Here is a 25,911-nt window from a genome sequence, read left to right as displayed (position 1 = left end):
GGTTACAAAAAATACTTTGTATGTATTTAGCTTGGTTTTCGCTATCCGTTGCCGTGTCAACGATATGATTTATGATTATAGAGCATTAATTACGCCCCAAGGGGCGGGGATTTCAACCCTTTGTCGTTAAAACCCGATTAAGAACACACAAGGCTTAATGATTCTGGGTTACAGTGTTTTTCCTCCTAAAGCAAAGCCCCAGTCCAATGTCTAAAGGAACTGTCGTGCTTCTGTCACCCATTGCTTGACCAACCCCAGGGGCGGCGCCAAATCCTTGCGCTGGAGATTTGCCACCTGTAACTTCATAATATTTTGGTGGAGTCGCGAAAAGGGTGTTTGGGCGAGCTGATTTACCGATGCCACGCCACTGTGCAATACTAGGCCGCAATATTGTGTGCCAATACTCGGCACTCTCGCCAGATCCGCCAGGGCCACCCATTTCAAAACGTAATTGGGATGAATTTTGAGGCGACGGGCTAACTGTTGTTTTGCCTGAGGTGTGCGAGTAGCTAACAAAAGCTGATGGGTGGTGCGAATCCCTTGGGCGGCGAGTTGGGTCTGTTGTTCTTTGCTCAGGCCGGGTAACTCCGCAATCCGCCAATTACAGGAAGCCATAGGAATCCTTGTTAAAATGGAAGCACATGATATCAAGAAAAATTGTCGTTATCCTAAAACTTTAGAAAATTTATGACTGTTGGTATATCTGTCGAAAAAGGAAAGCAAGATACTCCTCCCTTAGAACTCCATTACCTCGGCGACAAAGTGCTACGCCAAAAAGCAAAACGCATCGCCAAAGTGGATGACGAAATCCGCACCCTGGCGAAGGAAATGCTGCAAACCATGTATTCTTCCCAGGGAATCGGTCTGGCTGCGCCCCAAGTTGGTGTTAACAAACGCATCATTGTCATTGATACCGATCCAGAAAATCCGGCCAATGCACCACTGGTTTTAATCAACCCTGAAATTAAAAAAACAGGTAAACAGCTTTGTTCTATGGAAGAAGGTTGCCTGAGCATTCCAGGGGTTTACCTTGGGGTGATCCGCCCGGATGAAATTGAAGTGAGCTATCGGGATGAGCAGGGCAAACCCAAAAGAATTAAAGCTTCTGGGCTGTTGTCCCGAGTGATTCAACATGAAATGGATCACCTCGATGGGGTGATGTTTGTGGATCGCGTCGAAAATGAAATTGCCCTCAGTAGCCAATTAAAACAACGGGGATTTGCCCTGAAATCGGTACAGCGCATCGCCTAAATTTTTTTTGGCCTTTTCCACGTTTCAACATGACGGCAACTTAGTACTCTACGACGTTTGTGTGAGGCGATCGCCGTCCAGTGAGATAGACGTTCTGCCCCGTGAGGTGGTCGTCTTTTTTATTGCCTAATATTTGGCAAGGTTGCGTTTTGTATCAAACAGCGAAAAATTTACGTTTCGTTAGCAAATGCCTGGGGTAGTCCAGAAGGATCGTTGCCACAAACATTGTTTTAAATCTCAGATTTTACAAAAGACAGAAGCTGGCTTTCGTCTATGGAGGGCTGTTGGCCTACTGCGGGGATTATGTGGGGGCATCAGATTTGGCGATCGCCTTTTTGGATAGAACCTGTATTTATACTCAGGTTTATTTGTAAATCCAGTTTTTGTTTATTGTCTTTATTTATATAAATCAAAGACATAAATAACATCTAAAAAGTTTTTATTGCAGTTTTGAGTGATTTTTAGGCTTTTAAAGGTTTCATAAGAATCCTAAGTCTCTTTAGATCTGTTTGAACGCCAAATCCCAAACAGTCGCGCCTTTCAATTCCCCCAAGGATTGCCAATAATGCAGCTAACGGAATTTTTTAGGAGCACGCAATCCCATGACAATGACCCTCGCGGTTTACGGCAAAGGTGGCATCGGCAAATCTACCACCAGTTGTAATATTTCCGTCGCCCTCGCCAAACGCGGTAAAAAGGTTCTCCAAATTGGCTGTGACCCCAAGCATGACAGCACTTTTACCTTGACGGGCTTTTTGATCCCGACGATCATCGATACTCTCCAGGAAAAAGATTTTCACTACGAAGACATTTGGCCAGAGGATGTTATTTACAAAGGCTATGGCGGCGTCGATTGCGTGGAAGCAGGCGGGCCGCCGGCTGGGGCAGGCTGCGGCGGTTATGTGGTCGGGGAAACGGTCAAGCTCCTCAAAGAACTCAATGCCTTCGATGAATACGATGTGATTTTGTTTGATGTGTTGGGAGACGTGGTCTGTGGGGGCTTTGCGGCACCACTCAATTACGCAGACTACTGTTTGATCGTGACGGACAATGGCTTTGATGCGTTGTTTGCGGCGAATCGCATTGCGGCTTCTGTGCGAGAAAAAGCGCGGACACACCCCCTCCGCTTGGCTGGTTTAATTGGGAACCGCACCTCGAAGCGGGATTTGATCGAAAAATATGTAAGCCATGTGCCGATGCCTGTGCTGGAAGTGTTGCCCCTCATTGAAGATATCCGGGTGTCGCGGGTGAAGGGAAAGACCCTCTTTGAAATGGCAGAAGGGGACTCGATGTTGGATTATGTCTGTGATTTTTATCTCAATATTGCCGATCAAGTATTAGCGGCTCCAGAGGGAGTTGTGCCCAGTGAAGCTTCGGATCGGGAATTGTTTAGTTTGCTTTCGGATTATTATCTCAATCCGCCCGTCGAAAAGACCCAGGAGGATGAGCTGGATCTGATGATGGTCTAGGCCAGAGGATGCTGGGCTTGGTCTCGAAATCGCTGATCCGACAATCGCTCACCTGGATCGTCTTCATGGGTTAAATTTTGCTTCAAAATAGAGGCGATCGCCCTAAACGGCACTAATGATCAAAAAAGGCGATCGCCAATGTCAAACAACCCTTGCAGTGGATTTACGAGGAGAGTAAATATTGTGAGCTTTTTCGAGCAAATTAAACCCAGCATCAAAACCAAATGGCTAGATTACTTTGAAAATAACCAAGACTGGCTAAATATCCTGATGGATCGTGGCGAATCTGTGGCGACCCCCGACGGTGGCCGCCGCCCCCAAGGTTCCGTGATTCTCGGTGCCATCAGCGCCAAGGAACCCCGTCTCGCCGAAAGTCTTTATCTGTTTTCTTTAGTTGAAGCGAATTTTGACACGATTGTTGATGTTTTAGGGCTAAACTTTGACCCACTCTTGGAACTCCGAAACCTAGAGGAAAAAGGAGCGGCCGCAAAGCCAATGATTACGCCCCCTACTCCTGCTCAGATTTCAATGCCAACCGAGTAGTCAAATAGTTTGCATAATCCCCCTGAATTTTTTAGGGGGCACTCACTTTCATCAATCAATAATTTTTTCAAAATGAACTTCACACAAGAATTAGAAAAACTCAAACATGATATTTGTGAAAAATGGCTTGATTATTGTCAAAGAAATGAAGAATGGATTTGTACGCTTATGAATGCCAATAGTCTTTGGCGAAATACAAATGAAGAGATAGATCAATACTTAATTGAAGCAGATCAAGAAAAATTTGAATCTTGGAATACATCTAGACCTAATGCTGATTTCATTATTGGTGTTGTTTCTAACTTTAATTTAGAAGCTCAATCACTTATAGGATTCACAACTACATTATCGACAAATAGAGATGTCATTATTCAGTCCCTCGGCTTAAATTTTGATCCTTTTTTAGAGATTGAAAGAAGAAAATTTAGTCAAAGTCAACAAGCAACTTTAATACCTGCTTCTTCTGAATTAGACGACATTCGTGAACAAATTAAACAAAATAGTGGAGAAATAACATGACTGTTGCTCAAGAAACCCCGAACTTAACCTTTGATTGCGAAACAGGCAATTACCACACCTTTTGTCCGATCAGTTGCGTCGCTTGGCTTTATCAGAAAATTGAAGATAGCTTTTTCCTAGTCATCGGCACCAAAACCTGCGGCTATTTCTTACAAAATGCCATGGGCGTGATGATCTTCGCCGAACCACGCTATGCCATGGCCGAACTCGAAGAGGGTGATATTTCTGCCCAACTCAACGATTACGACGAACTCAAACGGCTCTGTCTGCAAATTAAACGCGATCGCAATCCCAGCGTGATTGTCTTTATCGGTACCTGCACCACCGAGATTATCAAAATGGATCTCGAAGGCTTTTCGCCGCGCCTCGAAGAAGAAATCGGCATTCCCATCGTGGTCGCCCGTGCCAATGGCCTAGATTATGCTTTCACCCAAGGTGAAGATACCGTCCTCGCAGCAATGGCGAACCGTTGTCCCAGCGAACCCCCGGCCCCAGCAAAAGAAAAAGAAGAAGATGCTGCTGCCGCCACTCGCTTCCAAAAACTTTTGAATTTGGGCCTCAAGAAAAAAGAAGACGCGCCCCCTGTGGCCACAGAACAAAAAGAGCATCATCCCTTAATTTTGTTTGGCTCTTTACCCGATCCCGTGGCGGCAAACCTAGAACACGAACTGAAGAAACAGGGCGTTAAAGTCTCTGGTTGGCTCCCCACCAAGCTCTATACAGAATTACCCGTTGTGCAAGAAGGCTATTACGTGGCGGGAGTGAATCCATTTCTCAGCCGCACTGCCACTACCCTGATGCGTCGCCGCAAATGTAAGCTCGTTGGTGCTCCTTTCCCCATTGGCCCCGACGGCACTAGAGCTTGGGTAGAAAAAATCTGCTCCGTGCTGGACATCGAACCCCAGGGCTTAGCAGAACGGGAAGCACAAATCTGGGAGAGTTTAGAAGACTATCTCCAGCTCATTCGCGGCAAATCGGTCTTTTTTATGGGGGATAACTTACTGGAAATTTCCCTCGCCCGATTCCTAATCCGCTGCGGCATGACCGTCGCTGAAATTGGCATTCCCTACATGGACAAGCGTTACCAAAAGGCGGAACTGGATTTCCTCGCCCGCACCTGCCAAGAAATGGGAACGCCGATCCCCAAAATTGTCGAAAAACCCGACAATTACAACCAAATTCAACGGATTAACGCCCTGCAACCGGACTTGGTGATTACGGGCATGGCCCATGCGAATCCTTTGGAAGCGCGGGGAATCAATACGAAGTGGTCAGTGGAATTTACCTTTGCCCAGATTCACGGCTTTACCAATGCGCGGGATATTCTCGAACTGGTCACGCGCCCCCTACGCCGTAATACAAACCTCAAGGATTTGGGCTGGAATAAGTTAGTCCGCGAAGAAGTGCTCACCTGAATAACACCACAATTTGAGTGCTCAACAAAGAGAATCATCAAGACGATGGTTCTTTTTTTATTGGGTTTTAACGGTTAAAACTTGAGGTGGCGTCGCATCAGGAGGATAGCGCAGTTGGATATTCACTAAACGGCGATCGCCTGGGGGCATTTCCAAGGTGACGAGGGGTTCCCCGGCTTGACCACGCTTTTGCACAAGGTGGAAATAATCGGTACGCAAACGGCCCGTATCATCTTTGTAGTTGACCCGCACTGGCCCCCGGAAAAAGGTCGCCGTCGGCAGGGGATCAAAAAATCGCAAAGCCTCGTCGGTGGCATCTTGTTTGATGGGTGTTTCAAGGGCGATCGCCACGGTTTGGGTTGCCTCGGTGGGATTGTGGAGGGGCAGCGTCAAATCGTAGAGCACCCCATAGTTGCCGTGGGCAGCATAGGCGGTATCAGGATAGCGGCGCAACATTGCTGCCGTTTGGATCTGGCCCGTGCCATGGGTGCCGCCGACGAGGCTGCTAATGCCATAGGAAAAAGCTTCCCCTGGGGCGGGAATCGTGAGATCCCAGGTGGGACTGTCATAAATTTGGGTTTTCCAAGTGCTGCCTTCAGAAACACCAGCCACCCGACCATAGATTAATCCCCCTGGGGCACCGGGAACGGAGGGAGGGCGATCGCGGGGGCTAGAGAGTTCTCCCGTTTCTAAGAGCGCTTGCCATTCTGCCAGGGTGGGAGGCCGGAAATCACCTTGACCATCGGGTTTTTCAAAGAGGGCTAAACTCGCCACATACACGGGGCCAGTGCTGGTTAGCTCCAGGTAGGTCGAGCGGCCATTGAGGGGCGGTTCCAATTCCCGCACCGGAATCGGTAGATCAAAAATCATCTGGTAGCTCTGGGGGGCGATGGTCAACTGCTTCGGGAACTGTTCCTGGAGACGACGGCGCAGCAGATTATCCATTACCCGACTGCCCGGCCCAGCGTAAACATTCCCCCTCGGATTCGGCACTTGGGGATCAAGGGTAATAAAAGGGGCATCTGGTTGACTTAAATAGCTGGCTCCATTGAGAAAATAAAGGGTAACGGGTTGATCGCTCGGATTGTAGGCGATCGCCCCAATGTGCAGACTGCGTAGATCCTCCGGGGAACCCTGGGCGACGTGGTGGGCAAACAGATCAAACCGTCCTGAAAAAGAAAAATCTAGGTGGGCATCTGGATGGGTTTTGCCAGTGGCGGGAAATGTGGACAGCAGAATTCCTTCCCCCAACACCTTTTCTGGGCTGTTGCTATTAAACACAGGGATTTGGTCTAACTGCCCTGGTAAAACTCGTACTTCCTGGGGACGGACAATTTCAACTGGGGGCGGCGCTTGGGCAACAAAGAAGGGAAAAAACATACCAACATTCCACACACATTGCCGCCCATTGTATTGAGTTTTTTCGCTTTTTGGGTAATTACACCAGATCGCGATCCGTGAGGATTTCGTAGCCCGTTTCCGTCACCAGCACCGTATGTTCAAACTGGGCTGACAGGGACTTATCGGGGGTAATCACCGTCCATTTATCTTTGAGGGTAATGGTTTCCTTGGTTTTGGCATTGACAATCGGTTCGATCGCCAGCACCATGCCCGCTTCTAGGACGACATTGGGCAGGTCACGGGTACGGAAATTAAACACCGATGGCTCCTCGTGGAGCGCTTGGCCGACCCCATGGCCTGTAAAGTCTTCCACCACCTGGTAACCGTAGCTGTGGACATGGTCTTCGACGGCCCCGGCAATATCCAGGAGCGTATTGCCTGCTTTTACCTGCTCAATGCCTTTGTAGAGCGCTTCTTCGGCCGCCTGCATCAGCCGTTTGGCCTCTGGTTTAATCTTTTTGCCAACGCCGACGGTAATACAAGAATCGCCATGGTAGCCATTGAAGAAGGCCCCCGTATCGACTTTGACGATATCCCCTTGGTGGATGCGTTTATCGCCTCGGGGAATGCCATGGACAACTTCATCGTTGATCGAGATACAGATCGAACCGGGAAAACCGTAGTACCCTTTAAAGCTTGGTGCCGCACCCATTTCGCGAATCCGCTGTTCGGCATAGGTATCCACTTCGAGGGTCGTCATCCCCGGCTTGATGATTTCACTCACTTCTTTAAGGACGGTGGCTACAATCCGCGCCGATTGCCGCATAATCGCAATTTCAGCGGCGGTTTTGATTTTGACTTTGCTTTTTTTACGGCGACGGGGGAGGCCCACTTGGGCTTTTTTGGGTTCGGGAATGAGGAGGTTGAGTAACTGTTTCAATGGAGTACCTTGAGGAAATCAATGGCAGATTGGGCAATTATTGCGGCGGCGGGATCGAGATCCGCGACAATGCGCCGGGCATGGTAAAAATCTTGGCGATCGCCATTGAGGTAATCGTCTAATTTTTGGCCCGTAAACGAACCGTCGCGTAGCCCCAGCACGAGGATGCTCGCCGCGAGGTGAGGTTCGGCAGCAAAGTCTGGGTGATCGACGAGGTTAACCCCGGTGCGATCGCCCCACCGGGTATAGTTTAACCGACCCGCAATTTTTACGAAGCCCCGGCCCTGGTAGCGCAGTCCATCGCCCGGTTGGATATTTCCCAAATCGCGGCGACCTTCGAGGTTTGGGTCTGGGGTCGGCTCCACAAGACTGGCACCAAAATCGCCTGCATGGCCCGCCGTAGCGAGAATATAAGCCACTTGAGTTGGTTCGATGATCCCGCAGCGTTGGCAGGTTTCTAAAAGCATCGGGATCGTTTTGCGGGCGGCATCCTGATGGGGATGATTTTCTAAGGAGGCAATCAGGCGATCGCCATAGCTTTTGAGGGGGCGTAGGGGCAAATAAACTTCCACCCATTGATTCAAAAGCGTCATCCAAGTTTGAGCACCAACGACGCCATCGATGGTTAATTCTGCAATCATCTGAAAGCGTTTAACCGCCTGTTCGGTTTGGGGGCCAAAGTGACCATCAATGGGGAAATGCTCCAGGGACAGCAGCCGCTGCAACAAGCGTTGTAAATAGCGCACCGAGGCGTGGAGTTGAGGCGTCGCTAAACCATCGCCCAAGTGAAGGATGGGATATTTGCGGTCACTGGCTTGGAAGTCCCCAGTGGCAAAATGTTGCAAATCAGCATATTTTTTGGCGATCGCCTCTTGATCCCAAACGAATTTCTCCAAAGCTTCCCAGGTGGACAGCCCCACAATGCCATCGGCCACCAGTTTTTGGCGCACCTGAAAAAATTTCACGCCATTTTCCGTTTGCCGACCAAACTTTCCGTCCAGCTTAGCCGTTTCTGGGATAAATAGACCCCGTTGCAGCAATTTTTGCAGATAATATACGGCCTGCTGTTGGGGCGAAATTTCAAAGCCAGCCCCCCGGCGCAACAGAAGCTTTTCGGGCCGATCTTGTTGTAAAAGGGAAGTGGCTTCTGGGGCCTGTTCGGAGGGAGGTTCAGCCGTCGCGGGAGAAGCTAAAAATAATTGTTGGTAACGTTCAATGGTTTGCCAGGTGCGGGGATCAACGGTGCCTGTTTTCGGCAATTTATTCGCCCGTTGAAATGACCGCACCGCCGCTTCCGTGGTGCGCCCAAAAATGCCGTCAATCACCGCTGAACGGGGTAAAAATCCGGCGGCCCGCAAAAAAGCTTGCAAATAACCCACATCATCATTGGCGATCGCCTGGCATTGCAGTTGCCGGGGGCGTTTGAGGGAGGGACGTTCACAGACAGTGGTGGCGGACTCACGGTGACGCTTCATATTATGATTGGGGGTGATGGGAGGGGCGATCGCCTTCCATTGTAAGAAATCAAAAAATAAACCACCGCCACCATGTTCAGAATTCTTCACTTCGCCGATATCCATATGGGCAGCGGTTTTTCCCATGGCCGGGTGAACCCAGAAACCGGACTCAATTCCCGCCTCGAAGATTTTGAGCAGACCCTAGGGCTTTGTATCGACCGGGCGATCGCCGACCCCGTAGACCTTGTTATTTTTGCTGGGGATGCCTTCCCCGATGCCACCCCCGCCCCTTACATCCACGAAGCCTTTGCGGGACAATTTCGCCGCCTCGTCGCCCACAATATCCCGGCAGTGCTCGTCGTCGGCAACCATGACCAATATTCCCAAGGCAATGGGGGCGCTAGTTTAAATATCTATCGCACCCTGGCGGTGCCTGGTTTTATCGTGGGCGATCGCCTACGCACCCACACCCTCGAACTGCCCAAAGGCCCCCTGCAAATCATTACCCTGCCCTGGCTGAACCAAGCCACCCTCCTCACCCGGCAACAAACCGAAGGCAAAACCCTCAACGAAATCCACCAGATCCTCCTTCAGAAACTCGAACCAATCCTCGAAGCAGAAATTCGTCGCCTCGATCCCGATATTCCCGCGATCCTGGTGGGTCATCTCATGGCCGACCGCGCCAACCTGGGGGCCGAGCGCTTCCTCGCTGTGGGCAAAGGCTTTAATATTCCAGTGGCCTTCTTGAACCGTTCCGAACTCGATTATGTAGCCCTCGGCCATGTGCACCGCCACCAAAACCTGAATCCCAGCAATGATCCCCCCATCATCTATCCTGGCAGCATTGAACGGGTTGATTTTAGCGAGGAAAAAGAAGCAAAGGGCTATGTTTTAATCAACCTCCGCAAAGGTCAAGCGGATTGGGAATTTGTGCCCCTCCCGGCCCGGGCGTTCCGCACGATCAAAATTGATGTCAGTGATGCTGATGAACCCGAAACCGCGATTCTCGACGAAATTGCACAGGTTTCGATCACCGATACCGTTGTCCGTCTCATCTACAAAATTCGTCCCGAACAAACAGAACTCATCGACCAACGTGCCCTCAGAAAAGCCCTCAAAGCCGCCCACCAAGCTTCCATTCAAGCGGAACTGGTGAGTCAACTGTCCCGGCCCCGTCTGCCGGAACTGGGCATTGGTCAATCCCTCGACCCGATGAATGCCCTAGATACTTACCTCACGAACCGCGAGGATTTGCAGGATATTGCCCTGGCTATGCGCGAAACCGCCACAGAACTGATGTCACAAACCTCAACTTGAAACTTAAAACACTTAATGGCCAATGCCCACATAGCGGAACCCCAGGGTTTCGAGGGCGTCTCGGTCGAGGAAATTCCGGCCATCGATAATCAACCGATTTTGGAGGCGATCGCCTAGCTGTCCATAGTCGAGGTGCAAAAATTCTTGCCAGTCCGTGACTAAAACCAGAGCATCACAGGTATCTGCTAACATTTCTGGGCTATCTTCGATAATTACTCCTGATAGGCCGTGGCCAATGCCGTTTTGGGACACAATCGGATCGTAGGCTTTTACCCGTGCTCCTAGACGATTAAGTTCTGCAATCAGCTTCAGGGATGGAGCATCGCGCATATCATCGGTGTCTGGCTTGAAGGTTAACCCCAACAAACCAATGGTTTTCCCCTTAAGAATTTTCAATTCCTGTTGGAGTTTTTCGACGACGATTAATTTTTGCCGATTATTCACCGTCACTGCCGCTTCGAGGAGTTGCGCTTGGTAGCCATAATCTTCGGCAGTGTGTACTAAAGCGGCCACGTCTTTCGGGAAACAGGAACCGCCCCAACCCAAGCCTGCCTGGAGAAATTTATTACCAATGCGACTATCGAGGCCGATGCCCTGCGCCACCTGGAGAATGTCTGCCCCCACGCGATCGCACACATTCGCCACTTCGTTAATAAAGCTAATTTTCGTTGCGAGGAAAGCATTGGCGGCATATTTAATCATTTCGGCGGAATTGAGATCCGTTTCCACCACCGGAATCGGTTTGGGATGTTCTGGCGCGCTAAATTGCCCTTGGATGAGGGGATCATAAAGCTGTTTCATCAGGGCGATCGCCTTGGAGTTGCTACTACCTAGAACAATGCGATCGGGGTTAAAAGTATCGAAAATTGCTGACCCTTCCCGGAGAAATTCGGGGTTACTGACCACATCAAACTTCACCGTATGGCCGTTTTGCTTCTGTTTGACTCCATCGAGGACAATCATCCGCACCCAGTCCCCTGAACCAATCGGAACCGTTGATTTGTTAACAATTACTTTGTAACTATCGACGGGTAAATGTTCACCAATACCCTTCGCCACGGCCTCCACATAGCGGGTGTCGCTTTCCCCCGTTGGCAAGGCTGGGGTACCCACAGCGATAAACAGAATTTCCCCATGATTGACACCAAAACTGAGGTCTGTACTAAATTGCAAGCGTCCGGTGGCCATTTTCTGCTGCATCAGTTCCGCTAGACCGGGTTCATAAATCGGCGATCGCCCCGCCTGCATGAGCTTGATTTTCTGCTCATTATTGTCGATGCAGATGACATCATGGCCCATGTGCGCCAGGCAAACCCCTGTGACCAAGCCCACGTAACCCGTTCCAATTACACAAACTTTCATCGCAATTTCTAGTGAATTTCTCGTGTTGTTGTCCGTTAGTTATTCTGCGAGGCGATCGCGGAAATAGGCGATCGTTTTTTCTAAGCCCACCTTGAGGGGCACCGTCGGCTGCCAATCCAAGTAGGTTTTAGCACGGGTAATGTCCGGTTGCCGTTGACGCGGATCATCCTGGGGCAGCGGCTCAAAGGCCACCTCAACATCAGGATTGACCATATTCTGAATCGTTTGGGCCAACTCCAAAATCGTGTACTCATCGGGATTCCCTAAATTGACAGGGCCGATAAAGTCTCGGTTCATCAAACGAATCAAACCTTCGACCAAATCACTTACGTAGCAAAAACTCCGGGTTTGGGAACCATCCCCATAGACCGTCAGTGGTTTGCCTTGCAAGGCTTGGACGATAAAATTACTCACTACCCGCCCATCATTCGGCAACATATTGGGGCCATAGGTATTAAAAATTCGGGCGACACGGATATCAACATTATTAGAGCGGTGGTAATCAAAAGCCAGGGTTTCCGCCATCCGCTTCCCCTCGTCGTAACAGGAGCGAACCCCAATTGGATTCACATTGCCATGGTAAGTCTCGGGCTGGGGATGAACTTCCGGATCGCCATAAACTTCTGAGGTGGACGCCAACAGAATTCTCGCTTTGACCCGTTTGGCTAACCCCAGCATATTTAGGGTGCCCATGACATTGGTTTTAACGGTTTTGATGGCGTTGAACTGGTAATGGATCGGTGAGGCAGGACAAGCGAGATGATAAACCTGATCCACTTCGAGGCGGATCGGTTCGGTGATGTCGTGGCGCACCATTTCAAAGTAGGGGTTGCCAATCCACTGCAACAGGTTATGCTTGCGGCCTGTGTAAAAGTTATCGAGGCAAATGACTTCATGGCCTTCGGTCATCAGGCGATCAATGAGATGGGAGCCGATGAACCCTGCGCCGCCGGTCACTAGAATTCGCATGGTTAGTTCTGGAACGATGACTGTTCAGATGGTTTTCCTAACGGTAGCGAGAGATAGACACTTTGTCTAGCCATCTAGTTCTCCTTCGAGGATCGTGGCGATCGCCTGCCTGGTATTTTCTTTGAATTCGCGGATATTCACGTTATTGAGAATAAAAATGGCACTGAACATCCCCACGGCTTGGAGCACAAAAACAGAACTGTAGGCCAAGAGGGGGGTTTGAAAAATTGCCCGTCCAATATCTAACACGACTCCCCCCATTAAAGTGGCGATCGCCCGGGACATCGCTTGGGCCAGCGCCCAGGTGCCAATGAAAGTACCAGCGGTTTCGGCGGCAGTGAGATCAAGCATTAAACTAATCGCGCCAATGGTGCCGATCCCCGTGGCTATCCCAAAGAGGACGAGGGCATATCTCAGGATCTGGGGCTGTTGGGTGAACCCTGCCAAAATAATTAAAAAGAAACAAGCCGCTGTGAGCAAACAACCTAAACGGGCAGTATTTTTTTTCCCCAGGCGCGGCACCACCAAAAATCCGGTCACGCTATAGCCCACGAGAACACCGATCCCCCAGTAGGAATTGAGCAGGGTACTTTCGCCGATGGACATCCCAAACACTTCACCGCCATAGGGTTCCAGCACTGCTTCTTGCATAAATAGGCTGATTGTAAAAGTTACCAGAAAGCTAAAGAAAATGGCTGTTTGTGGACTGCTACGGACGACTTTAATAGAATCCCGAAAGGTGATTTGGTCTTCCCGCGTTGTGGGGGCAGTCCGTCGACTAAAGCGAGAATATTTGCGTTCGATCCCAAGGATACCGAGTAGCCCCAAACCAAAGGCGATCGCCGGCACGACTAGAAAGAGAGAATTAATTGGCCCCTGTAAACTTTCGATGGGCGTATTCAGGAGCTTTTCCCCTTGGGTGATGATTGCTCCGGCATTGGCCCCCAGGATGACCCCGGCCTGTTGTACCTGATCGAGGAAAATACTGCCACTGATCCCGCCAATCACAACCCCCAGCAACAACATCGACCAGACCACCGCCACAATTTTTGAGCGATTATTTTCATCGGAAATATCCACTAACAATGCCGTAAAGGGGGTGGACGTAGAGCTGAGGGCCAGGCCATAGAAACCGAGCACTGCCCCCAGGGCGATCGCCCACAGCAACATCTCTCCAGACCAGGCCCAGCCGCCATTTTCTCGTACCGCTAGGGCCAACTGCCAGACGATTTGTACCGCCACAAAGATTGCCGAACCGAACAACACCGTCCCAATCCAGACATAGCCACTGCGGTGGAGCTTAAAAATCTTTTTGCTGTCGGACAGTTGCCCGAACCAGACCCGCGCGGGGGCCATAAATTGTGGTACCGCCAAAGCCCCTGCCGTCACCGTCGCCGGAATATCCAGCTCACTAATCATCACCCGGTTGAGTACCGCCAGGGTCAACACTGCCATCAAACCCAAGCCCAGATTAAAAAGTCCCAGGCGAAACATGGTAAAGGGGCCAACAGTGGGTAAATTTTGCGCGGAGGTAGAGCTAAGTTCAGAAGTGGTCATGGGGCGATCGCCACAGGGCTTTAAGAATCACGGAAAACACCCTACATTCTAGGACGCATCGGCCTCGAATGCCCCTTCCAAGTAAGTAGCTAGGCGGAAACCCTGGGGAAAGGTTGCAGTTTTGCTATGGGTAACAAGGGCCACATCAAAGCGACAACCGTAGGTTTCATATTGGGGAAATTTACTTAAAAATTGCATCGCCGCCCGGACGGTTTTGCGTTGTTTGCTGGGGGTGATCGCCAGTAAGCCTTGATGGTCTAAACTGCGCTGTTGTCGGGTTTTTACCTCTACAAAAGCGAGAATTTTTGTCTGGGCATGGAACGCCACCAGATCCAATTCTCCCCAACGACAGCGCCAACGGCTGGCGACAATTTGCCAACCTTGGCTTTCGAGGTGCTGCTCTACAAAAAGCTCTCCCTGCTCACCAACGGCAAGGGCCGCTAATTTTTCGGGTGAAGGGGTGTCGGCCATGGCAAATGCTTACATCCCTCCAGATTCTGAATAGCCCTGGAGATTTTCCGGATTTTGTTCCTGGAGAAGCCGGGTCACCAAATCGCGGTATTTGTTCAACTCATATTTATAAATCACGAGGTATTTCCCTGCATTGAGGCGATTGCGATAGGGTAGGGCATCGCCACTCCCCACCGCCAAACCAACGGTTGTGCCGACGAAATAGCTCCCCATGGCCCCGCCAACAGCTCCAGCGAGACCCCCGACAATATGATTACCCGGTGTGCCAGCCCAGGCGAAGGTATCTAACCCCGTAATGTAATCGAAGACAAAACCCCCAAAGAAGCCGAAGGGGATTAGCCAATAGGCCATCAATTTTGCTCGCTTGCGCCCCTGCTTAGAGGGATCGATAAAGCCAAATTCATCGGCGGTTTGGTAGCCTTGACCAACAATAGCTAGATTTTTGGTGGGAACTTTAGCTTTTTCCAGTTGGGTATAGGCTTCTTCGGCGGTCATACGGTCTGGGAATACGGCGATCAGATAATTCATAGCAACGACAAACCAATGGAATCTTCAAAGTTTGATTGTAGGCGATCGCCTTGAATGATTCTTTGGGAACATCGACAAACAAGGCATGAAACCAAATTCAACGTAACTCTCTGGCCCTAGGATGAAGTGATAAGCGATTACCCTGTGCAATTATGCCTGCCTTGATCCCCTTTCGAACCGTAGCATTTCTGATAGGAACTTCCTTATCCTTCATGGGGATATACACCCTGTCTAGCGATTCACCAGGATTGGCAGCAGCGCCCCTGTCCCTTACCACAGTATCGGAGACGGTTGATTTCCAGCAGCATTTCCAAGCCCTGGAAGTCGAGGGGTCGATCCTAATCTACGATCTGAAAGCCAACCGGACTTTTCAGTACAATGCCCACCGCAACCGCACCGCTTTTCCGGTCGCGTCAACTTTTAAAATTCCCAATTCCTTGATTGCCCTCGAAACGGGGGTAATCCCCAATGAGCTGGCGTTACTCACCTGGGATGGGATTACGCGGGAATTACCGGTGTGGAATCGGGATCTGAATCTCAAGGAAGCCTTTAAACATTCGGCGGTGTGGTTTTACCAAGTCCTCGCACGGCGGACGGGCCATGACCGGATGAAACAGTGGATCGAGGCGATCGCCTATGGCAATCAAACCATTGGCACTCCAGAGAATATTGATCAGTTTTGGCTGAATGGCACATTACAAATCACCCCCCAAGGTCAAGTGGACTTTTTGCGCCGTCTCTATGCCAATGAATTACCTTATTTCGGAAAAGGCGATCGCCAATTGGTCGATGTCTGCGGGGGTGGTGAAGTAATGGGTACAGGCGCGGATACAGTCCGGGAAGCGGATCGTCCGGAGACAAAACCCCTGGGCTTCGAGGGCTTTGACAATATCACTGTGGCTTTGGGCGGTATCGACTTGAAAGGAGACTAACCCCGAAGCGGGTGGCGTAGCCTTGAGACATTGCACCTGGGGGATCGCGTTGAGTTTTTCCCAACAGTAGGCACTGCGATCACAGATTTGTTGATAACGGCTGGCCGTATCACCCCATTGTTGATGGAAGCGGATCGCCTCCATTAAGCCAACGTAGAGAGGATAAGCGGAAGTTGCGACTTCATAACGGCGGGCATCCTGGGCGAGGGCCACTTCAGTTGTTGTCTCCCACTGGGTTACCCCCCGCCAGCCAATAAAGGTCGGTCGATGCTGGGCGATCGCCTCGGTGGAAATATAAAGTCCGCCGACCCCAGCCGGGCCGCACCACCACTTATGACCCGTAAAGGCATAGAAATCGACCCCCAAGGCTGGCAAATCAAGGGGTAGCATCCCGAAGGATTGGGCCGCGTCCACCAGCACCAGGGTATTTTGGCCATGGCAGAGGGTACAAATTTCCTTTAAAGGCAATATCTGGCCTGTATTCCAAAAAAGATGGCTGATCACCAAGAGGCGAGTTGGGGGGGTTAAATGTTGGGCGATCGCCGCCGTGGGATCACCCCCATTGAGGGTGTCAAAGAGGGGACAAATGCGAATCTTCACGTCGAAGCGGGCCGCAATCTCCTGGACAATGCCGACAATGCCTGGATGCTCACAATCACCGAGGAGGATTTCGTCCCCCGGTTGCCAGTTGATTCCCCAGAGGGCAATGTTGCAGCCAGCGGTTACATTTTCGGTGAGGGCAATATTTTGGGGTTGAGCTTGGAGTTCAGCGGCGATCGCCCCCCGCAATTCTTGAATGATGCCCGTTTCCCATTGACCCTGGGCGAGGGAAAAAGGCCCTTGGCGATCGCCCTGGTGATAACTGTCGAGGATGGCATTAAGGCTCGACTGGGGTAACGGCCCCTGGCCACCGTAGTTAAAGTAAGTTTTGTGGGCGAGGGCAGGAAACTGTTGGCGATGTTGGTGCAGATCGGGCATGGGAGAATGAATGAAATTATGGGGGTAAAAATGAACAGGGTTATTGCTGGGGCGAAAACTGACGGGTATTGGGATCGTAGCGCCAGGGAATATTATCGGGATCTTTAGCCTGACTCCATTCGGCAAAATTATCACGGCCCCGGCGTTTACGGAGGGTGCTGGGATGTACGGAAAAACGTTTCGCGAGTTCCGTTTGAATCATCGGTGCTGGCGGTGATTTTGAAGCCAAAGGTGTTGGAGGCGTGGGTTCCTGGGGGTCTGGCTCTGGGATTTCGGGATCACTGCCATTGAACATACTGCCCAGGGCACTGCTGGTCAAAAAATAATAAACAATGCCTGTTTTTTGGTAAACCACAGCTTGGGCGGCGTACTCCTTTGCTTTGCGTTCGAGAAACCAACGGACATCATTCCCCGATAAGCCCGTAGCAAGGGTTAAGTCGGCTACGGTAATTTTCCCTTGGTTGGCTTCGATCAGGCGACGGAAATCGGGGGTGAGGGTGATTGAGAGTTGCTGCCAGCGGTACTGTTGCCAGAGATACCAGGCCACCACACAGGCGATCGCCACCACACAGATCGTCCAAACACTGAAAAATACAGTCATTAACAGGGTGCAGGGAATGATCAGGATCAAGGGGCTTTTCGCATCTTTCTCCATTGGTTTTGTCAGGCAGTGCTGGTGAGAAGGGTCTACTTGCTAAGTTTAAACGGGGTTGCTTAAATGGGGCTGCTCGATACAGACAATGTGAGGCGCTGGAACATGGTCTGGCGTGCTTGGTGGGCCAGTTGATCGTCGAGGGGATCAAGGTGAATTTCGGTGTTGTACTTCCGTTCCAGGGCTTTTTCGAGGAGCCAATCGGCTAGAAATGGATTTTTCGGTAGCAGTGGCCCGTGGGCATAGGTGGCGATCGCCTTTTGGTAGAATGCCCCTTCCCAACCATCTTCGCCGTTATTACCGTAGCCCTTGAGGACTTTGCCTAGGGGTTGCACCTCTCCTAAGTAGGTACGCCCACCGTGGTTTTCAAAGCCGATGGCAATGGGGCGATCGCCGAGTTTGGCCTTTAATTCTGTGGCGAGGGGTTCGGCCGTGATTTCAAAGGCGACATTCCCGATGCAACGTTTTGCCCCAAAGCCTGGATGTTTGCTGACAAGATCTAAAATGCCGAGACCTTCAATGCGTTGGCCGAGGGCGGGTTCATAATATTTACCGAGTAGTTGTGGTGAGCCGCAGGTGAAGACGCCTGGCACTTGATCTTCGATGAGGGCTTTTAATTGTTCGGCCTTGGCCCCCTGGAGATCCCGCATGACAATTTCCTGCTGGCGGTCTTGGGCGCCGCCGCCCACAATCAGATCTACCTCTTCCCAAACGTTTAGGGGCGCTTCTTTATCGAGGGGGATCACTTCAACGGTAATCTGTCGCCATTGGGCTCGTTTTTCTAGGCAAATCACATTGCCGCGATCGCCATAGGTGCCCATGAGGGTGGGGTAGAGCCAGCCGAGCTTGAGGTGCATCGTCATTGAGCCATTCACCGAAAAAAAGAATGCCCCTTATCTTAACCCCTGGGGGTCAACTCCGAAAAAGGCGAGTGTATTGGGTTTCATGGTTCATACTCGCCAAACTTAAACCCCAGGTACAGGCATAAAGATCCATCTCTTTTTGCGTCACCAAAGTCTCTGCGATCTCGGTGATTAGGGGTTGTAACTGGTAGATGATCCGTTGGCCTTGGGTTTGTCCGAGGGGAATCAACTTTACCCCCGCACTCACCAAGTTACTCAGCCAGCTATGGAGATAACCTAAAACGGCCTGGTGCGGCTCAATGTCCCAAAGAGCCACAGCAATCCCAAAGGCGATCGCATAATGGCAGCTTTTGCCGATCTGCTCCCGGCAAGCCCCTAGCTGCGGTCGTTTGTTTTCGTCTAAATCTCCCAACAGTTTCAACAAACTATTGCCCATCTGGATACTTTGTTGCCGGAGTTCCTTGGTTTCCCGCGTCCCATTCAACCAACTATTCCAATACTGCAATTGGGTCAAATCATCAGCGGCGATCGCCTGTACAATCCGCAGCACAACGCTCACTTCAGCGCGGATCGAACCATAACGCAGGTGCAACCCCAACCAATCCTGAAAGCTTCCTATCTCAGAACATCCAGCCGACTCTACCAAATATTCCAAACCCTCCGAATAGTTATAAGCTCCAAGGGGAAAGTTTGAATTAATCAGTTGCCAGAGAATCAGTTGTTGCACCAGTGACCTCGTATGGACTAGAGAAAATCACGCTTAAGGTAGGGCCGCAGCACCTCCGGTACAGCCACCGTTCCGTTCGGTTGTTGATAATTTTCGAGGATTGCCGCCATGGTGCGACCGATCGCCAACCCAGAACCGTTGAGGGTATGGACAAACTGAGTGCCTTTTTTCCCTGCTTCCTTAAAGCGAATCCCCGCCCGTCGCGCTTGGAAATCATAGAAATTAGAACAACTAGAAATTTCCCGGTAGGTGTCTGCGGAGGGAAGCCACACTTCCAGGTCATAGCATTTCCCGGCACTGAAACCGAGATCGCCACTACAGAGTTCGAGAACGCGATAGGGCAGCTTGAGGGCTTGGAGAATCGCTTCGGCATTGGCGACGAGTTTTTCGTGTTCTGCCGCCGAGGTTTCAGGATGAACAAATTTTACAAGTTCGACTTTATTAAACTGATGCAGCCGAATTAGCCCACGGGTGTCTTTGCCATAACTACCCGCTTCCCGCCGAAAACAAGGGGTGTAGGCACAATGGTAAATGGGCAAATTTTCCGCTTCGAGGATTTCATCGCGGTAGAGATTTGTGACGGGCACCTCAGCAGTGGGAGTTAGCCAGAGATCATCGTCAGCACAGCGGAAACTTTCCTCGGCAAATTTTGGCAGTTGTCCTGTTCCAGTAAGGGAGTCACTATTGATCAACACCGGGGGCATTACTTCCACATAGCCCGCCGCAATTTGCTGATCTAACATGAAGTTGATCAAAGCCCGTTCTAGGGCTGCTCCTGCACCGACGAGGCTCACAAAGCGACTTTGGGCAACTTTTACGGAGCGGGCAAATTCGAGAATGCCAAGCTGTTCACCAATTTCCCAGTGGGGCAAGATGTTTTCATTGGTGGGCTTATGTTCTTCTCCCCAGCGGCGCACTTCGACATTTTCAGTTTCATTGGTGCCCACGGGGGTGCTTTGATCCGGCAGATTCGGCAGCGCTAACAGCAGATTGTAAATTTGGGCTTTGAGTTCTTTTTCCTGGGGTTCGAGGTCGGCGAGCTTTTGTTTTATTTCATTCCCCTCCGCTTTGAGGGTGGCAATTTCTTCGCCTTTGGGATCGGCACCGCCTTTAATCTTTTGGCCGATGAGTTTACCGATCTCATTGCTGCGGGCCTGGAGTTGGCTGCGATCGCCTTCGAGGGTGCGTTGTTGAATATCTAGATCAAGAATTGGTTGAATATCGTATTCTCCCGCTTTACGGGCATCGAGGCGTTCTTGGACAAGGGTCGGATTTTCGCGGAGGAGTTTAATGTCTAGCACGGACTTTGCTTTGCTGCGGTTGAATCACCCAACATTATTCATGATGGGCTAGTAATAATCAATCGAATTCTGCTTGGTACTGTCTCTAGGGACACCCCTCTAGCTCCCCTAACGGAATAGTCACCCTCCGCCTTCGGCACCTCCCTCTAGGGAGGATTTTTAGAACTTTCCAGTGCACCGGCCAATTATCCCCTCCTGGGAGGGGCTACGGGTGGGTTGACTGAGAACACCCCTCTAACTCCCCTACGAGGGGAGAATGGCACCCTCCGGTCTTCGACCACCTCCCTCAAGGGAGGATTTGGGCAAGGGGATTGCGACATTTTGCGGAGAAAGCACACCTCTTTGGTATGATGCTGGGATTCTAAACATTTCTACATATAGAAGCGAACAACTCATGGCACCAGATTTCCCATGGTTGACGGCAATCATTGCCCTGCCAGCTCTTTCGACCCTATTGATCCCGTTGCTTCCTGATAAAGAAGGAAAAACTGTACGTTGGTACGCCCTAATCGTCGGTTTAGTCGATTTTGCGCTGATGTGTTTTGCCTTTTGGCAACATTTCGATCCCCAGGCGACGGAGTTTCAATTGGCAGAAAGTTATCGTTGGCTGCCGTCCTTGGGAATTCAGTGGAGCGTGGCGGTAGATGGAATTTCCGCGCCCCTTGTTCTCCTCGCTGGTTTTGTGACGACCCTCGCGATGTTTTCGGCCTGGCAAGTTAATCAACGCCCCCGGCTTTTTTATGCGTTGATGCTGCTGCTCTATTCGGCGCAGATTGGGGTATTTGTCGCCAAGGATTTATTTTTATTCTTCCTAATGTGGGAGATCGAACTGATCCCTGTGTATCTCCTCGTTTGTATTTGGGGTGGAAAACGCCGTCGTTATGCAGCGATGAAGTTTCTCCTCTACACAGCCGCAGCTTCTATTTTCATTCTCGTTGCGGCCCTGGCCCTGAGCTTAAATCTTCCCGGTGGCCCGAATTTTGACCTGGAGGCGATCGCCCAACAGGATTATCCTCTGGGATTACAAATGTGGCTCTATGCTGGGCTGTTAGTTTCCTTTGGCGTGAAGTTAGCGATTTTTCCCCTCCACACCTGGTTGCCCGATGCCCATGGCGAAGCTTCCTCTCCCGTTTCCATGCTCCTGGCTGGCGTCCTGCTGAAGATGGGGGGCTACGGTCTCATGCGCTTCAATATGGAACTGTTGCCCGATGCCCACGTGCGGTTTGCGCCCCTGTTGGTGATTTTGGGGGTGGTCAATATTGTTTATGGCGCGTTTAGTTCCTTTGGCCAGACCAACATGAAACGTCGCCTCGCCTACTCCTCTGTGTCCCACATGGGATTTGTCCTGATTGGCATTGCCTCCTTTACGGATCTAGGGATCAATGGGGCGATGCTGCAAATGCTCTCCCACGGCCTGATTGCGTCGGTGCTCTTTTTCCTCGCTGGGGTGACCTATGATCGCACAAAGACGATGGTCCTCGCGGAAGTGGGGGGCCTCGGTCAGGTTATGCCCAAGGTTTTTGCGATGTTTACGGTGGGGGCTTTGGCTTCCCTGGCACTACCGGGCATGAGTGGTTTTGTGGGGGAACTCTCGGTATTTGTGGGCCTCGCCACCAGCGATACCTACAGTGCAACCTTCCGTACAATTACGGTTTTCCTTGCCGCCGTCGGCGTAATCCTCACGCCCATTTATCTGCTCTCGATGCTCCGGGAAATGTTCTATACCTGCGAGATGGATCTCAGTTGCGATCTCGGTCAACCGACCAATGTGGCGATCGCCGGGAATGCCCCCGTGTGTTTTGGGAATGACTGCGTATTACCGAGCAATGCCATTTATGAAGATGCGCGGCCCCGGGAAATCTTTATCGCCACTTGTTTTACTGTTTTGATTATCGGCGTGGGACTCTATCCGAAACTGCTGATGCAAATGTACGATGCAAAAACCCAAACCCTCAATACCAGCGTGCGTCAGGCCCAGGCGATCACCAAACAACCCAGCGAACCCATCGCCGCTTTACAAGCCCCAAAATTAAGCCCCCTGCGCTAAATCTGTGTGCAGTTTTCAATGAAGTAATATCCCTAAGTCCCCGATCCGTCAGGGATTTTTTTGTGCTTGAACCCGAGGCGCAAAAAAATAGAAGCGCTTCCCAAGGGAAACACCTCTAAATGTTCTATTTATCTAATTGCCCAAGGTGGGCCGAGAAATTCTAGTAGAGTTCTTCCTCTTTGTTAGTTTCGATGGTGACATCAGATTGAGGATAAGCAATACAGGTCAGAACGTAACCTGCTTCAATTTGATCATCATCGAGGAAGGACTGTTCGGATTGGTCAACAGTACCGGAAACGATCTTACCAGCACAGGTGGAGCAAGCACCGGCACGGCAGGATGCAGGAAGGTCATAACCAGCATCACCGGCGGAGTCTAGAATGTATTCATCATCGGGAGCGTCGTAGGATACTTCGCCGTCGGGAGTGATGAGTGTAACCTTATATGTAGCCATTAGTGTTTCCTCTGGTGTAACAGGGTGTTTACAAGGATTTCATCCGGCCATTCGAGAGCGTGCTTGGGCCTAAGCCTTGGGCAACCCACTAAATGCCTTCTGAAATTGATGGATCATTTTCTGATGATAAAGGAAAACAAAAGAGAACGAATGTCGCATTAGGAATGAAGTTAGCCCACACACTTTATATAAGACTGGCTTATGTTTTTTGGAGCAACAAAACTAGGGCAATAGAAGAATCCCTATAGCTTGCAAATCCGAGTGCTTCAGCGACCTAAGTCATGGAATGTGGTTATCGCCCCTTGTCATCTTCCTTTAAAACTGCATCAGGAATACTTATGCGATCGCCGCTGGATCGCCCAATTAGTAGAGATCTTCTTCTTTGTGAGTCTCGATCACACAGTTAGATGTGGGGTAAGCGATGCAAGTGAGCACATAACCTGCGGCCACCTGTTCAGGGCTGAGGAAATTTTGATCACTCTGGTCAACGGTGCCCGAAATCAGTTTCCCGGCACAACTAGAACAAGCCCCGGCCCGACAGGAATGGGGAATATCGATCCCTTGGTTTTCGGCTTCGTCGAGGATATACATATCATCGGGAACGCTGACGGTATATTCACCTTCGGGGGTTTTCAGAGTAACTTCGTAACTTGCCATTGCGGTAATGTAATTTTGCAACTAGGGTTTTCAGTTTCCATTAAACCCGTTTGGGGGCTCCGGGAAAATACCTGCCCCAGCAAGCACACAGCAGTTTGAGGAAAAAGCGTTAGGCGATGGCAAAATTTCGAGTGGGCATTGTCGGTACTGGTTACGCAGCTAAACGGCGGGCAGAGGCCTTTTTACGGGATGGACGGGCAGAACTAATGGCCGTGGCGGGTCAATGGCAAACGGCACGGGAGCAGTTCGCTAGTAACTATGATTTAGCGGCGATCGCCTCCTGGGAAAACCTCATCCAGCGGGACGATCTCGATTTAATCGTCGTGTGTACGGTCAACCGACGCCATGGGGCAGTGGTGCGGGCGGCCCTCGAAGCGGGGAAACACGTAGTGGTGGAATATCCTTTGTCCCTCGATCCCACCGAAGCGGCTGAATTGATTCAACTGGCCCAGGCGAAAAAACGACTCCTCCATGTGGAGCATATTGAACTGTTAGGGGGACTGCACCAAACGATTCGCCGAACCCTACCGGAACTGGGCGCGATCGCCTATGGCCATTACATTACCCTTGCTCCCAAAGCGAAAACCCTACCCCACTGGACATATCACTACGAAGATTATGGTTTTCCGTTTGTGGCGGCCCTGTCACGGGTGAACCGATTGCTGGATCTTTTTGGCACGGTCGAAACAGTCACCGGGGCAGCCCAATTTCTCCCAGCAGAGTTGCCCGGCTACTACCAAAATTGCCTCTGTACGGCGCAACTGAAGTTTCAGAGTGGTGTGATTGCCCACCTCACCTACGGTAAAGGAGTCTTGATCCCCAAAGGCGATCGCCGTTTTAGTCTCTATGGCGAAAAAGGCACTTTAGAATTCAACGGCAACCAAGGCACCCTAAGCCAAGGCGATCGCCAGACAAACCTCGATGCGGGCAGTCGGCGTGGCGTTTTCTTGCAGGATACAGTGGCAGTGCTGGATCATTTAACCACAGGCAAACCCCTCTACATTCAGCCGGAACAAAGTTTATATGCTCTCCAGGTGGCCGCCCAAATCCAACGGGCTGCCCTAGGCCAAACCTAAATATTTCCCCGACTTCGCCGCTCTCGGCCCATGCCGCTCGATAAAATAGAGTCACGATTTACCCTGGGGAAAATTATGGTTGCGTTGTTCTCTGCCCAACACAGGACAAAATTTTGGGGGCCAGTTCTGCTGCTGACTTTGATGCTGCTGAGTAGTTGTGGTGGTGGTGAAAATTCCCCAGAGGAGGCCGTTGTCCCTGAGTCTCAACCCCTGCCCACGGAAGAAATCCCCGTAGAAAATGCGCCCCAAGTTCCTAACGCGAAAAATAACAATAGCCCCCCCAAAGATAATCTGGTGGTGCAGGGGGAGCCGATCCAAAATGCGCCCGCCGACAGTGCCGCCCCCAAGATCACCAATAAAACGACCCTAGAGGCCGGGGCCTATTGCTACCGCACCGAAGAGCAAACCATCCAGGCGATCGCCGAACTGCTCGTGGAACCCACAAACGATGTCAGCGGCACTATCGAAGCGACGATTACCAACGATGAAGCAGGCTATTACACTTCCTATAACCAGAGAATTGCCGGGGTCTTGGACACAGAAACCCTAAGTGCCGCCGTTGTCACCAACATTGAAAACGATGTGCAAAACTCCCAGGAAACCTGGACGTTGAATCGCAATGTATTTAGCAATGGCCGGGATATGAACCTGAAGCGGGTGAGTTGCGAAGAAATTATTGCCCTGAAAGCTAACCGCAAAAATAGTCCCTAATGGCTGTGGTCGTGGCTGTGATCATGGTCGGGTTCTGCCAGCGGTGCAGCGGTGGGCATGGTTGAATTTTCGCTCGGTAAACTGTGCTGGTGAGGTTGGTTGAGGGTCATATTTTGCCGCCCAAAGGAATAAAGCCCCATGGAAACGGCCCCCACACTCAAGGCTCCCATGGAAACCAGGCCACAGGAGATCACCCCCATCGCCACAACTCCTAGGGAAATAATGCCGTGGGTCGCGACCCCAATCGCAACGATCCCGTGGGCAGAGATACCAATCGCAATGGTGCCGTGGGCGGAGATGCCAATGGAAAGAAATTTGGTTTTCGAGAGGGGAGAAGGCTTGGTGATTTGGGTTTCTGGGTGAAAAGTCGTCAT

27 protein-coding genes and 1 pseudogene are annotated in these 25,911 nt (G+C 50.9%); 11 read left to right on the top strand and 17 right to left on the bottom strand.

From position 1 onward, the window contains the following. Positions 1-210: 210 nt before the first annotated feature. Complete coding sequence (locus tag FEK30_RS01300; protein WP_138071319.1) at positions 211-615, bottom strand: DUF4332 domain-containing protein; 405 nt, start codon at positions 613-615, stop codon at positions 211-213. A gap of 72 nt (positions 616-687) precedes the next feature. Here FEK30_RS01300 and def point away from each other — a divergent pair, with 72 nt between their 5' ends. The 6 genes from def to FEK30_RS01275 all read left to right on the top strand — a co-directional run bounded on the left by def (position 688) and on the right by FEK30_RS01275 (position 5,197). Then, positions 688-1,251, top strand: a complete 564-nt coding sequence (def, locus tag FEK30_RS01295; RefSeq protein ID WP_062435641.1) for a peptide deformylase — start codon at positions 688-690, stop codon at positions 1,249-1,251. A gap of 7 nt (positions 1,252-1,258) precedes the next feature. Continuing rightward, a complete protein-coding gene (locus tag FEK30_RS17040; RefSeq protein WP_255447914.1) occupies positions 1,259-1,381 on the top strand; it encodes a hypothetical protein in 123 nt (40 codons plus the stop codon). Positions 1,382-1,853: 472 nt separating this feature from the next. Next, positions 1,854-2,720: a ferredoxin:protochlorophyllide reductase (ATP-dependent) iron-sulfur ATP-binding protein gene (gene bchL, locus FEK30_RS01290; RefSeq protein WP_012307943.1), complete on the top strand. Its 867-nt coding sequence runs from the start codon at positions 1,854-1,856 to the stop codon at positions 2,718-2,720. 183 nt (positions 2,721-2,903) lie between these two features. Next, positions 2,904-3,263, top strand: coding sequence for a DUF5331 domain-containing protein (locus FEK30_RS01285; RefSeq protein ID WP_138071317.1), 360 nt, complete (start codon positions 2,904-2,906; stop codon positions 3,261-3,263). A gap of 72 nt (positions 3,264-3,335) precedes the next feature. Then, positions 3,336-3,782 (top strand): DUF5331 domain-containing protein, encoded by a 447-nt coding sequence (locus FEK30_RS01280; protein WP_138071315.1) that lies wholly within the window; start codon positions 3,336-3,338, stop codon positions 3,780-3,782. Beyond that, entirely contained in the window at positions 3,779-5,197 is a 1,419-nt protein-coding gene (locus FEK30_RS01275; protein WP_138071313.1) for a ferredoxin:protochlorophyllide reductase (ATP-dependent) subunit N, read from the top strand. Before FEK30_RS01280 ends, FEK30_RS01275 begins: the two co-directional genes overlap by 4 nt. A gap of 57 nt (positions 5,198-5,254) precedes the next feature. On the opposite strand, the gene FEK30_RS01270 is transcribed toward FEK30_RS01275, so the two are convergent. From FEK30_RS01270 to FEK30_RS01260, 3 genes are read right to left on the bottom strand one after another with little or no spacing between them, the layout of a single operon-like run. After that, complete coding sequence (locus FEK30_RS01270; RefSeq protein WP_138071311.1) at positions 5,255-6,577, bottom strand: DUF3370 domain-containing protein; 1,323 nt, start codon at positions 6,575-6,577, stop codon at positions 5,255-5,257. A gap of 58 nt (positions 6,578-6,635) precedes the next feature. Further along, positions 6,636-7,478 carry a type I methionyl aminopeptidase gene (gene map / locus FEK30_RS01265; protein WP_138071309.1) on the bottom strand — a complete coding sequence of 281 codons (843 nt, stop codon included), beginning with the start codon at positions 7,476-7,478 and terminating at the stop codon, positions 6,636-6,638. After that, positions 7,475-9,058 (bottom strand): peptidoglycan-binding protein, encoded by a 1,584-nt coding sequence (locus FEK30_RS01260; protein WP_168191103.1) that lies wholly within the window; start codon positions 9,056-9,058, stop codon positions 7,475-7,477. Before FEK30_RS01260 ends, map begins: the two co-directional genes overlap by 4 nt. Between FEK30_RS01260 and sbcD the strand changes: the two genes are divergently transcribed. Then, a complete protein-coding gene (gene sbcD, locus FEK30_RS01255) occupies positions 9,026-10,252 on the top strand; it encodes an exonuclease subunit SbcD (protein WP_138071305.1) in 1,227 nt (408 codons plus the stop codon). The genes FEK30_RS01260 and sbcD overlap by 33 nt on opposite strands. A 12-nt stretch (positions 10,253-10,264) precedes the next feature. Here sbcD and FEK30_RS01250 read toward each other — a convergent pair whose 3' ends face one another. The 5 genes from FEK30_RS01250 to FEK30_RS01230 form a co-directional block, all read right to left on the bottom strand. Continuing rightward, positions 10,265-11,614, bottom strand: a complete 1,350-nt coding sequence (locus FEK30_RS01250) for a UDP-glucose dehydrogenase family protein (protein WP_138071303.1) — start codon at positions 11,612-11,614, stop codon at positions 10,265-10,267. A 39-nt stretch (positions 11,615-11,653) separates the two neighbouring features. Then, positions 11,654-12,583, bottom strand: a complete 930-nt coding sequence (locus FEK30_RS01245; protein ID WP_138071301.1) for a UDP-glucuronic acid decarboxylase family protein — start codon at positions 12,581-12,583, stop codon at positions 11,654-11,656. A gap of 66 nt (positions 12,584-12,649) precedes the next feature. Then, complete coding sequence (locus FEK30_RS01240) at positions 12,650-14,140, bottom strand: BCD family MFS transporter (protein WP_138071299.1); 1,491 nt, start codon at positions 14,138-14,140, stop codon at positions 12,650-12,652. Between the two features lie 48 nt (positions 14,141-14,188). Further along, positions 14,189-14,611, bottom strand: a complete 423-nt coding sequence (locus tag FEK30_RS01235) for a YraN family protein (RefSeq protein ID WP_138071297.1) — start codon at positions 14,609-14,611, stop codon at positions 14,189-14,191. Between the two features lie 9 nt (positions 14,612-14,620). Next, entirely contained in the window at positions 14,621-15,139 is a 519-nt protein-coding gene (locus FEK30_RS01230) for a hypothetical protein (protein WP_062435601.1), read from the bottom strand. A 152-nt stretch (positions 15,140-15,291) separates the two neighbouring features. On the opposite strand from FEK30_RS01230, the pseudogene FEK30_RS01225 reads away from it, so the two are divergent. Then, positions 15,292-15,876, top strand: a pseudogene (locus FEK30_RS01225) (penicillin-binding transpeptidase domain-containing protein); the annotation flags it as partial. A 15-nt stretch (positions 15,877-15,891) separates the two neighbouring features. Here the strand turns inward: FEK30_RS01225 and FEK30_RS01220 are convergent. From FEK30_RS01220 to serS, 5 genes are all read right to left on the bottom strand, one after another. Continuing rightward, a complete protein-coding gene (locus FEK30_RS01220; RefSeq protein ID WP_138071295.1) occupies positions 15,892-17,049 on the bottom strand; it encodes an aminotransferase class V-fold PLP-dependent enzyme in 1,158 nt (385 codons plus the stop codon). A 40-nt stretch (positions 17,050-17,089) separates the two neighbouring features. After that, entirely contained in the window at positions 17,090-17,650 is a 561-nt protein-coding gene (locus tag FEK30_RS01215; protein ID WP_255447913.1) for a hypothetical protein, read from the bottom strand. Between the two features lie 113 nt (positions 17,651-17,763). Further along, positions 17,764-18,558 (bottom strand): type 1 glutamine amidotransferase, encoded by a 795-nt coding sequence (locus FEK30_RS01210; protein ID WP_138073710.1) that lies wholly within the window; start codon positions 18,556-18,558, stop codon positions 17,764-17,766. A 55-nt stretch (positions 18,559-18,613) separates the two neighbouring features. After that, positions 18,614-19,294, bottom strand: a complete 681-nt coding sequence (locus FEK30_RS01205; protein WP_315862726.1) for an urease accessory protein UreF — start codon at positions 19,292-19,294, stop codon at positions 18,614-18,616. A 14-nt stretch (positions 19,295-19,308) separates the two neighbouring features. Beyond that, on the bottom strand, positions 19,309-20,592 hold the full coding sequence (gene serS / locus FEK30_RS01200) for a serine--tRNA ligase (RefSeq protein ID WP_138071288.1): 1,284 nt from the start codon (positions 20,590-20,592) through the stop codon (positions 19,309-19,311). Between the two features lie 394 nt (positions 20,593-20,986). On the opposite strand from serS, the gene FEK30_RS01195 reads away from it, so the two are divergent. Beyond that, the gene (locus tag FEK30_RS01195) at positions 20,987-22,639 is read left to right on the top strand and encodes an NAD(P)H-quinone oxidoreductase subunit 4 (RefSeq protein ID WP_138071286.1); all 1,653 of its coding nucleotides are present in this window, start codon (positions 20,987-20,989) and stop codon (positions 22,637-22,639) included. Positions 22,640-22,799: 160 nt separating this feature from the next. Here FEK30_RS01195 and petF1 read toward each other — a convergent pair whose 3' ends face one another. Beyond that, positions 22,800-23,093 carry a ferredoxin PetF1 gene (gene petF1 / locus FEK30_RS01190; RefSeq protein ID WP_012307922.1) on the bottom strand — a complete coding sequence of 98 codons (294 nt, stop codon included), beginning with the start codon at positions 23,091-23,093 and terminating at the stop codon, positions 22,800-22,802. Positions 23,094-23,456: 363 nt separating this feature from the next. Continuing rightward, complete coding sequence (locus tag FEK30_RS01185; RefSeq protein ID WP_138071284.1) at positions 23,457-23,750, bottom strand: ferredoxin; 294 nt, start codon at positions 23,748-23,750, stop codon at positions 23,457-23,459. Positions 23,751-23,866: 116 nt separating this feature from the next. Between FEK30_RS01185 and FEK30_RS01180 the strand changes: the two genes are divergently transcribed. Continuing rightward, positions 23,867-24,826, top strand: a complete 960-nt coding sequence (locus FEK30_RS01180) for a Gfo/Idh/MocA family protein (RefSeq protein WP_138071282.1) — start codon at positions 23,867-23,869, stop codon at positions 24,824-24,826. Between the two features lie 75 nt (positions 24,827-24,901). Beyond that, positions 24,902-25,537, top strand: a complete 636-nt coding sequence (locus tag FEK30_RS01175) for a hypothetical protein (protein WP_138071280.1) — start codon at positions 24,902-24,904, stop codon at positions 25,535-25,537. Here the strand turns inward: FEK30_RS01175 and FEK30_RS01170 are convergent. Beyond that, entirely contained in the window at positions 25,534-25,911 is a 378-nt protein-coding gene (locus FEK30_RS01170) for a hypothetical protein (protein WP_138071278.1), read from the bottom strand. The genes FEK30_RS01175 and FEK30_RS01170 overlap by 4 nt on opposite strands.

Source organism: Picosynechococcus sp. PCC 11901, from assembly GCF_005577135.1.
Lineage (GTDB): Bacteria > Cyanobacteriota > Cyanobacteriia > Cyanobacteriales > MRBY01 > MRBY01.
Note: the sequence above shows the minus strand (reverse complement) of the source record. Positions and strands in the feature narration are given on the sequence as shown.

Coding starts and splice junctions, on each gene's coding strand:
- FEK30_RS01280 (WP_138071315.1), top strand. CDS start 3,336: ATGAACTTCACACAAGAATTAGAAAAACTCAAACATGATATTTGTGAA.
- FEK30_RS01260 (WP_168191103.1), bottom strand. CDS start 9,058: ATGGATATCGGCGAAGTGAAGAATTCTGAACATGGTGGCGGTGGTTTA.
- bchL (WP_012307943.1), top strand. CDS start 1,854: ATGACAATGACCCTCGCGGTTTACGGCAAAGGTGGCATCGGCAAATCT.
- FEK30_RS01210 (WP_138073710.1), bottom strand. CDS start 18,558: ATGCACCTCAAGCTCGGCTGGCTCTACCCCACCCTCATGGGCACCTAT.
- FEK30_RS01180 (WP_138071282.1), top strand. CDS start 23,867: ATGGCAAAATTTCGAGTGGGCATTGTCGGTACTGGTTACGCAGCTAAA.
- FEK30_RS01215 (WP_255447913.1), bottom strand. CDS start 17,650: ATGACTGTATTTTTCAGTGTTTGGACGATCTGTGTGGTGGCGATCGCC.
- sbcD (WP_138071305.1), top strand. CDS start 9,026: ATGTTCAGAATTCTTCACTTCGCCGATATCCATATGGGCAGCGGTTTT.
- petF1 (WP_012307922.1), bottom strand. CDS start 23,093: ATGGCTACATATAAGGTTACACTCATCACTCCCGACGGCGAAGTATCC.
- FEK30_RS01250 (WP_138071303.1), bottom strand. CDS start 11,614: ATGAAAGTTTGTGTAATTGGAACGGGTTACGTGGGCTTGGTCACAGGG.
- FEK30_RS01275 (WP_138071313.1), top strand. CDS start 3,779: ATGACTGTTGCTCAAGAAACCCCGAACTTAACCTTTGATTGCGAAACA.
- FEK30_RS01230 (WP_062435601.1), bottom strand. CDS start 15,139: ATGAATTATCTGATCGCCGTATTCCCAGACCGTATGACCGCCGAAGAA.
- FEK30_RS01185 (WP_138071284.1), bottom strand. CDS start 23,750: ATGGCAAGTTACGAAGTTACTCTGAAAACCCCCGAAGGTGAATATACC.
- FEK30_RS01245 (WP_138071301.1), bottom strand. CDS start 12,583: ATGCGAATTCTAGTGACCGGCGGCGCAGGGTTCATCGGCTCCCATCTC.
- FEK30_RS01235 (WP_138071297.1), bottom strand. CDS start 14,611: ATGGCCGACACCCCTTCACCCGAAAAATTAGCGGCCCTTGCCGTTGGT.
- FEK30_RS01300 (WP_138071319.1), bottom strand. CDS start 615: ATGGCTTCCTGTAATTGGCGGATTGCGGAGTTACCCGGCCTGAGCAAA.
- def (WP_062435641.1), top strand. CDS start 688: ATGACTGTTGGTATATCTGTCGAAAAAGGAAAGCAAGATACTCCTCCC.
- FEK30_RS01175 (WP_138071280.1), top strand. CDS start 24,902: ATGGTTGCGTTGTTCTCTGCCCAACACAGGACAAAATTTTGGGGGCCA.
- FEK30_RS01195 (WP_138071286.1), top strand. CDS start 20,987: ATGGCACCAGATTTCCCATGGTTGACGGCAATCATTGCCCTGCCAGCT.
- FEK30_RS01270 (WP_138071311.1), bottom strand. CDS start 6,577: ATGTTTTTTCCCTTCTTTGTTGCCCAAGCGCCGCCCCCAGTTGAAATT.
- FEK30_RS01240 (WP_138071299.1), bottom strand. CDS start 14,140: ATGACCACTTCTGAACTTAGCTCTACCTCCGCGCAAAATTTACCCACT.
- FEK30_RS01220 (WP_138071295.1), bottom strand. CDS start 17,049: ATGCCCGATCTGCACCAACATCGCCAACAGTTTCCTGCCCTCGCCCAC.
- FEK30_RS01170 (WP_138071278.1), bottom strand. CDS start 25,911: ATGACGACTTTTCACCCAGAAACCCAAATCACCAAGCCTTCTCCCCTC.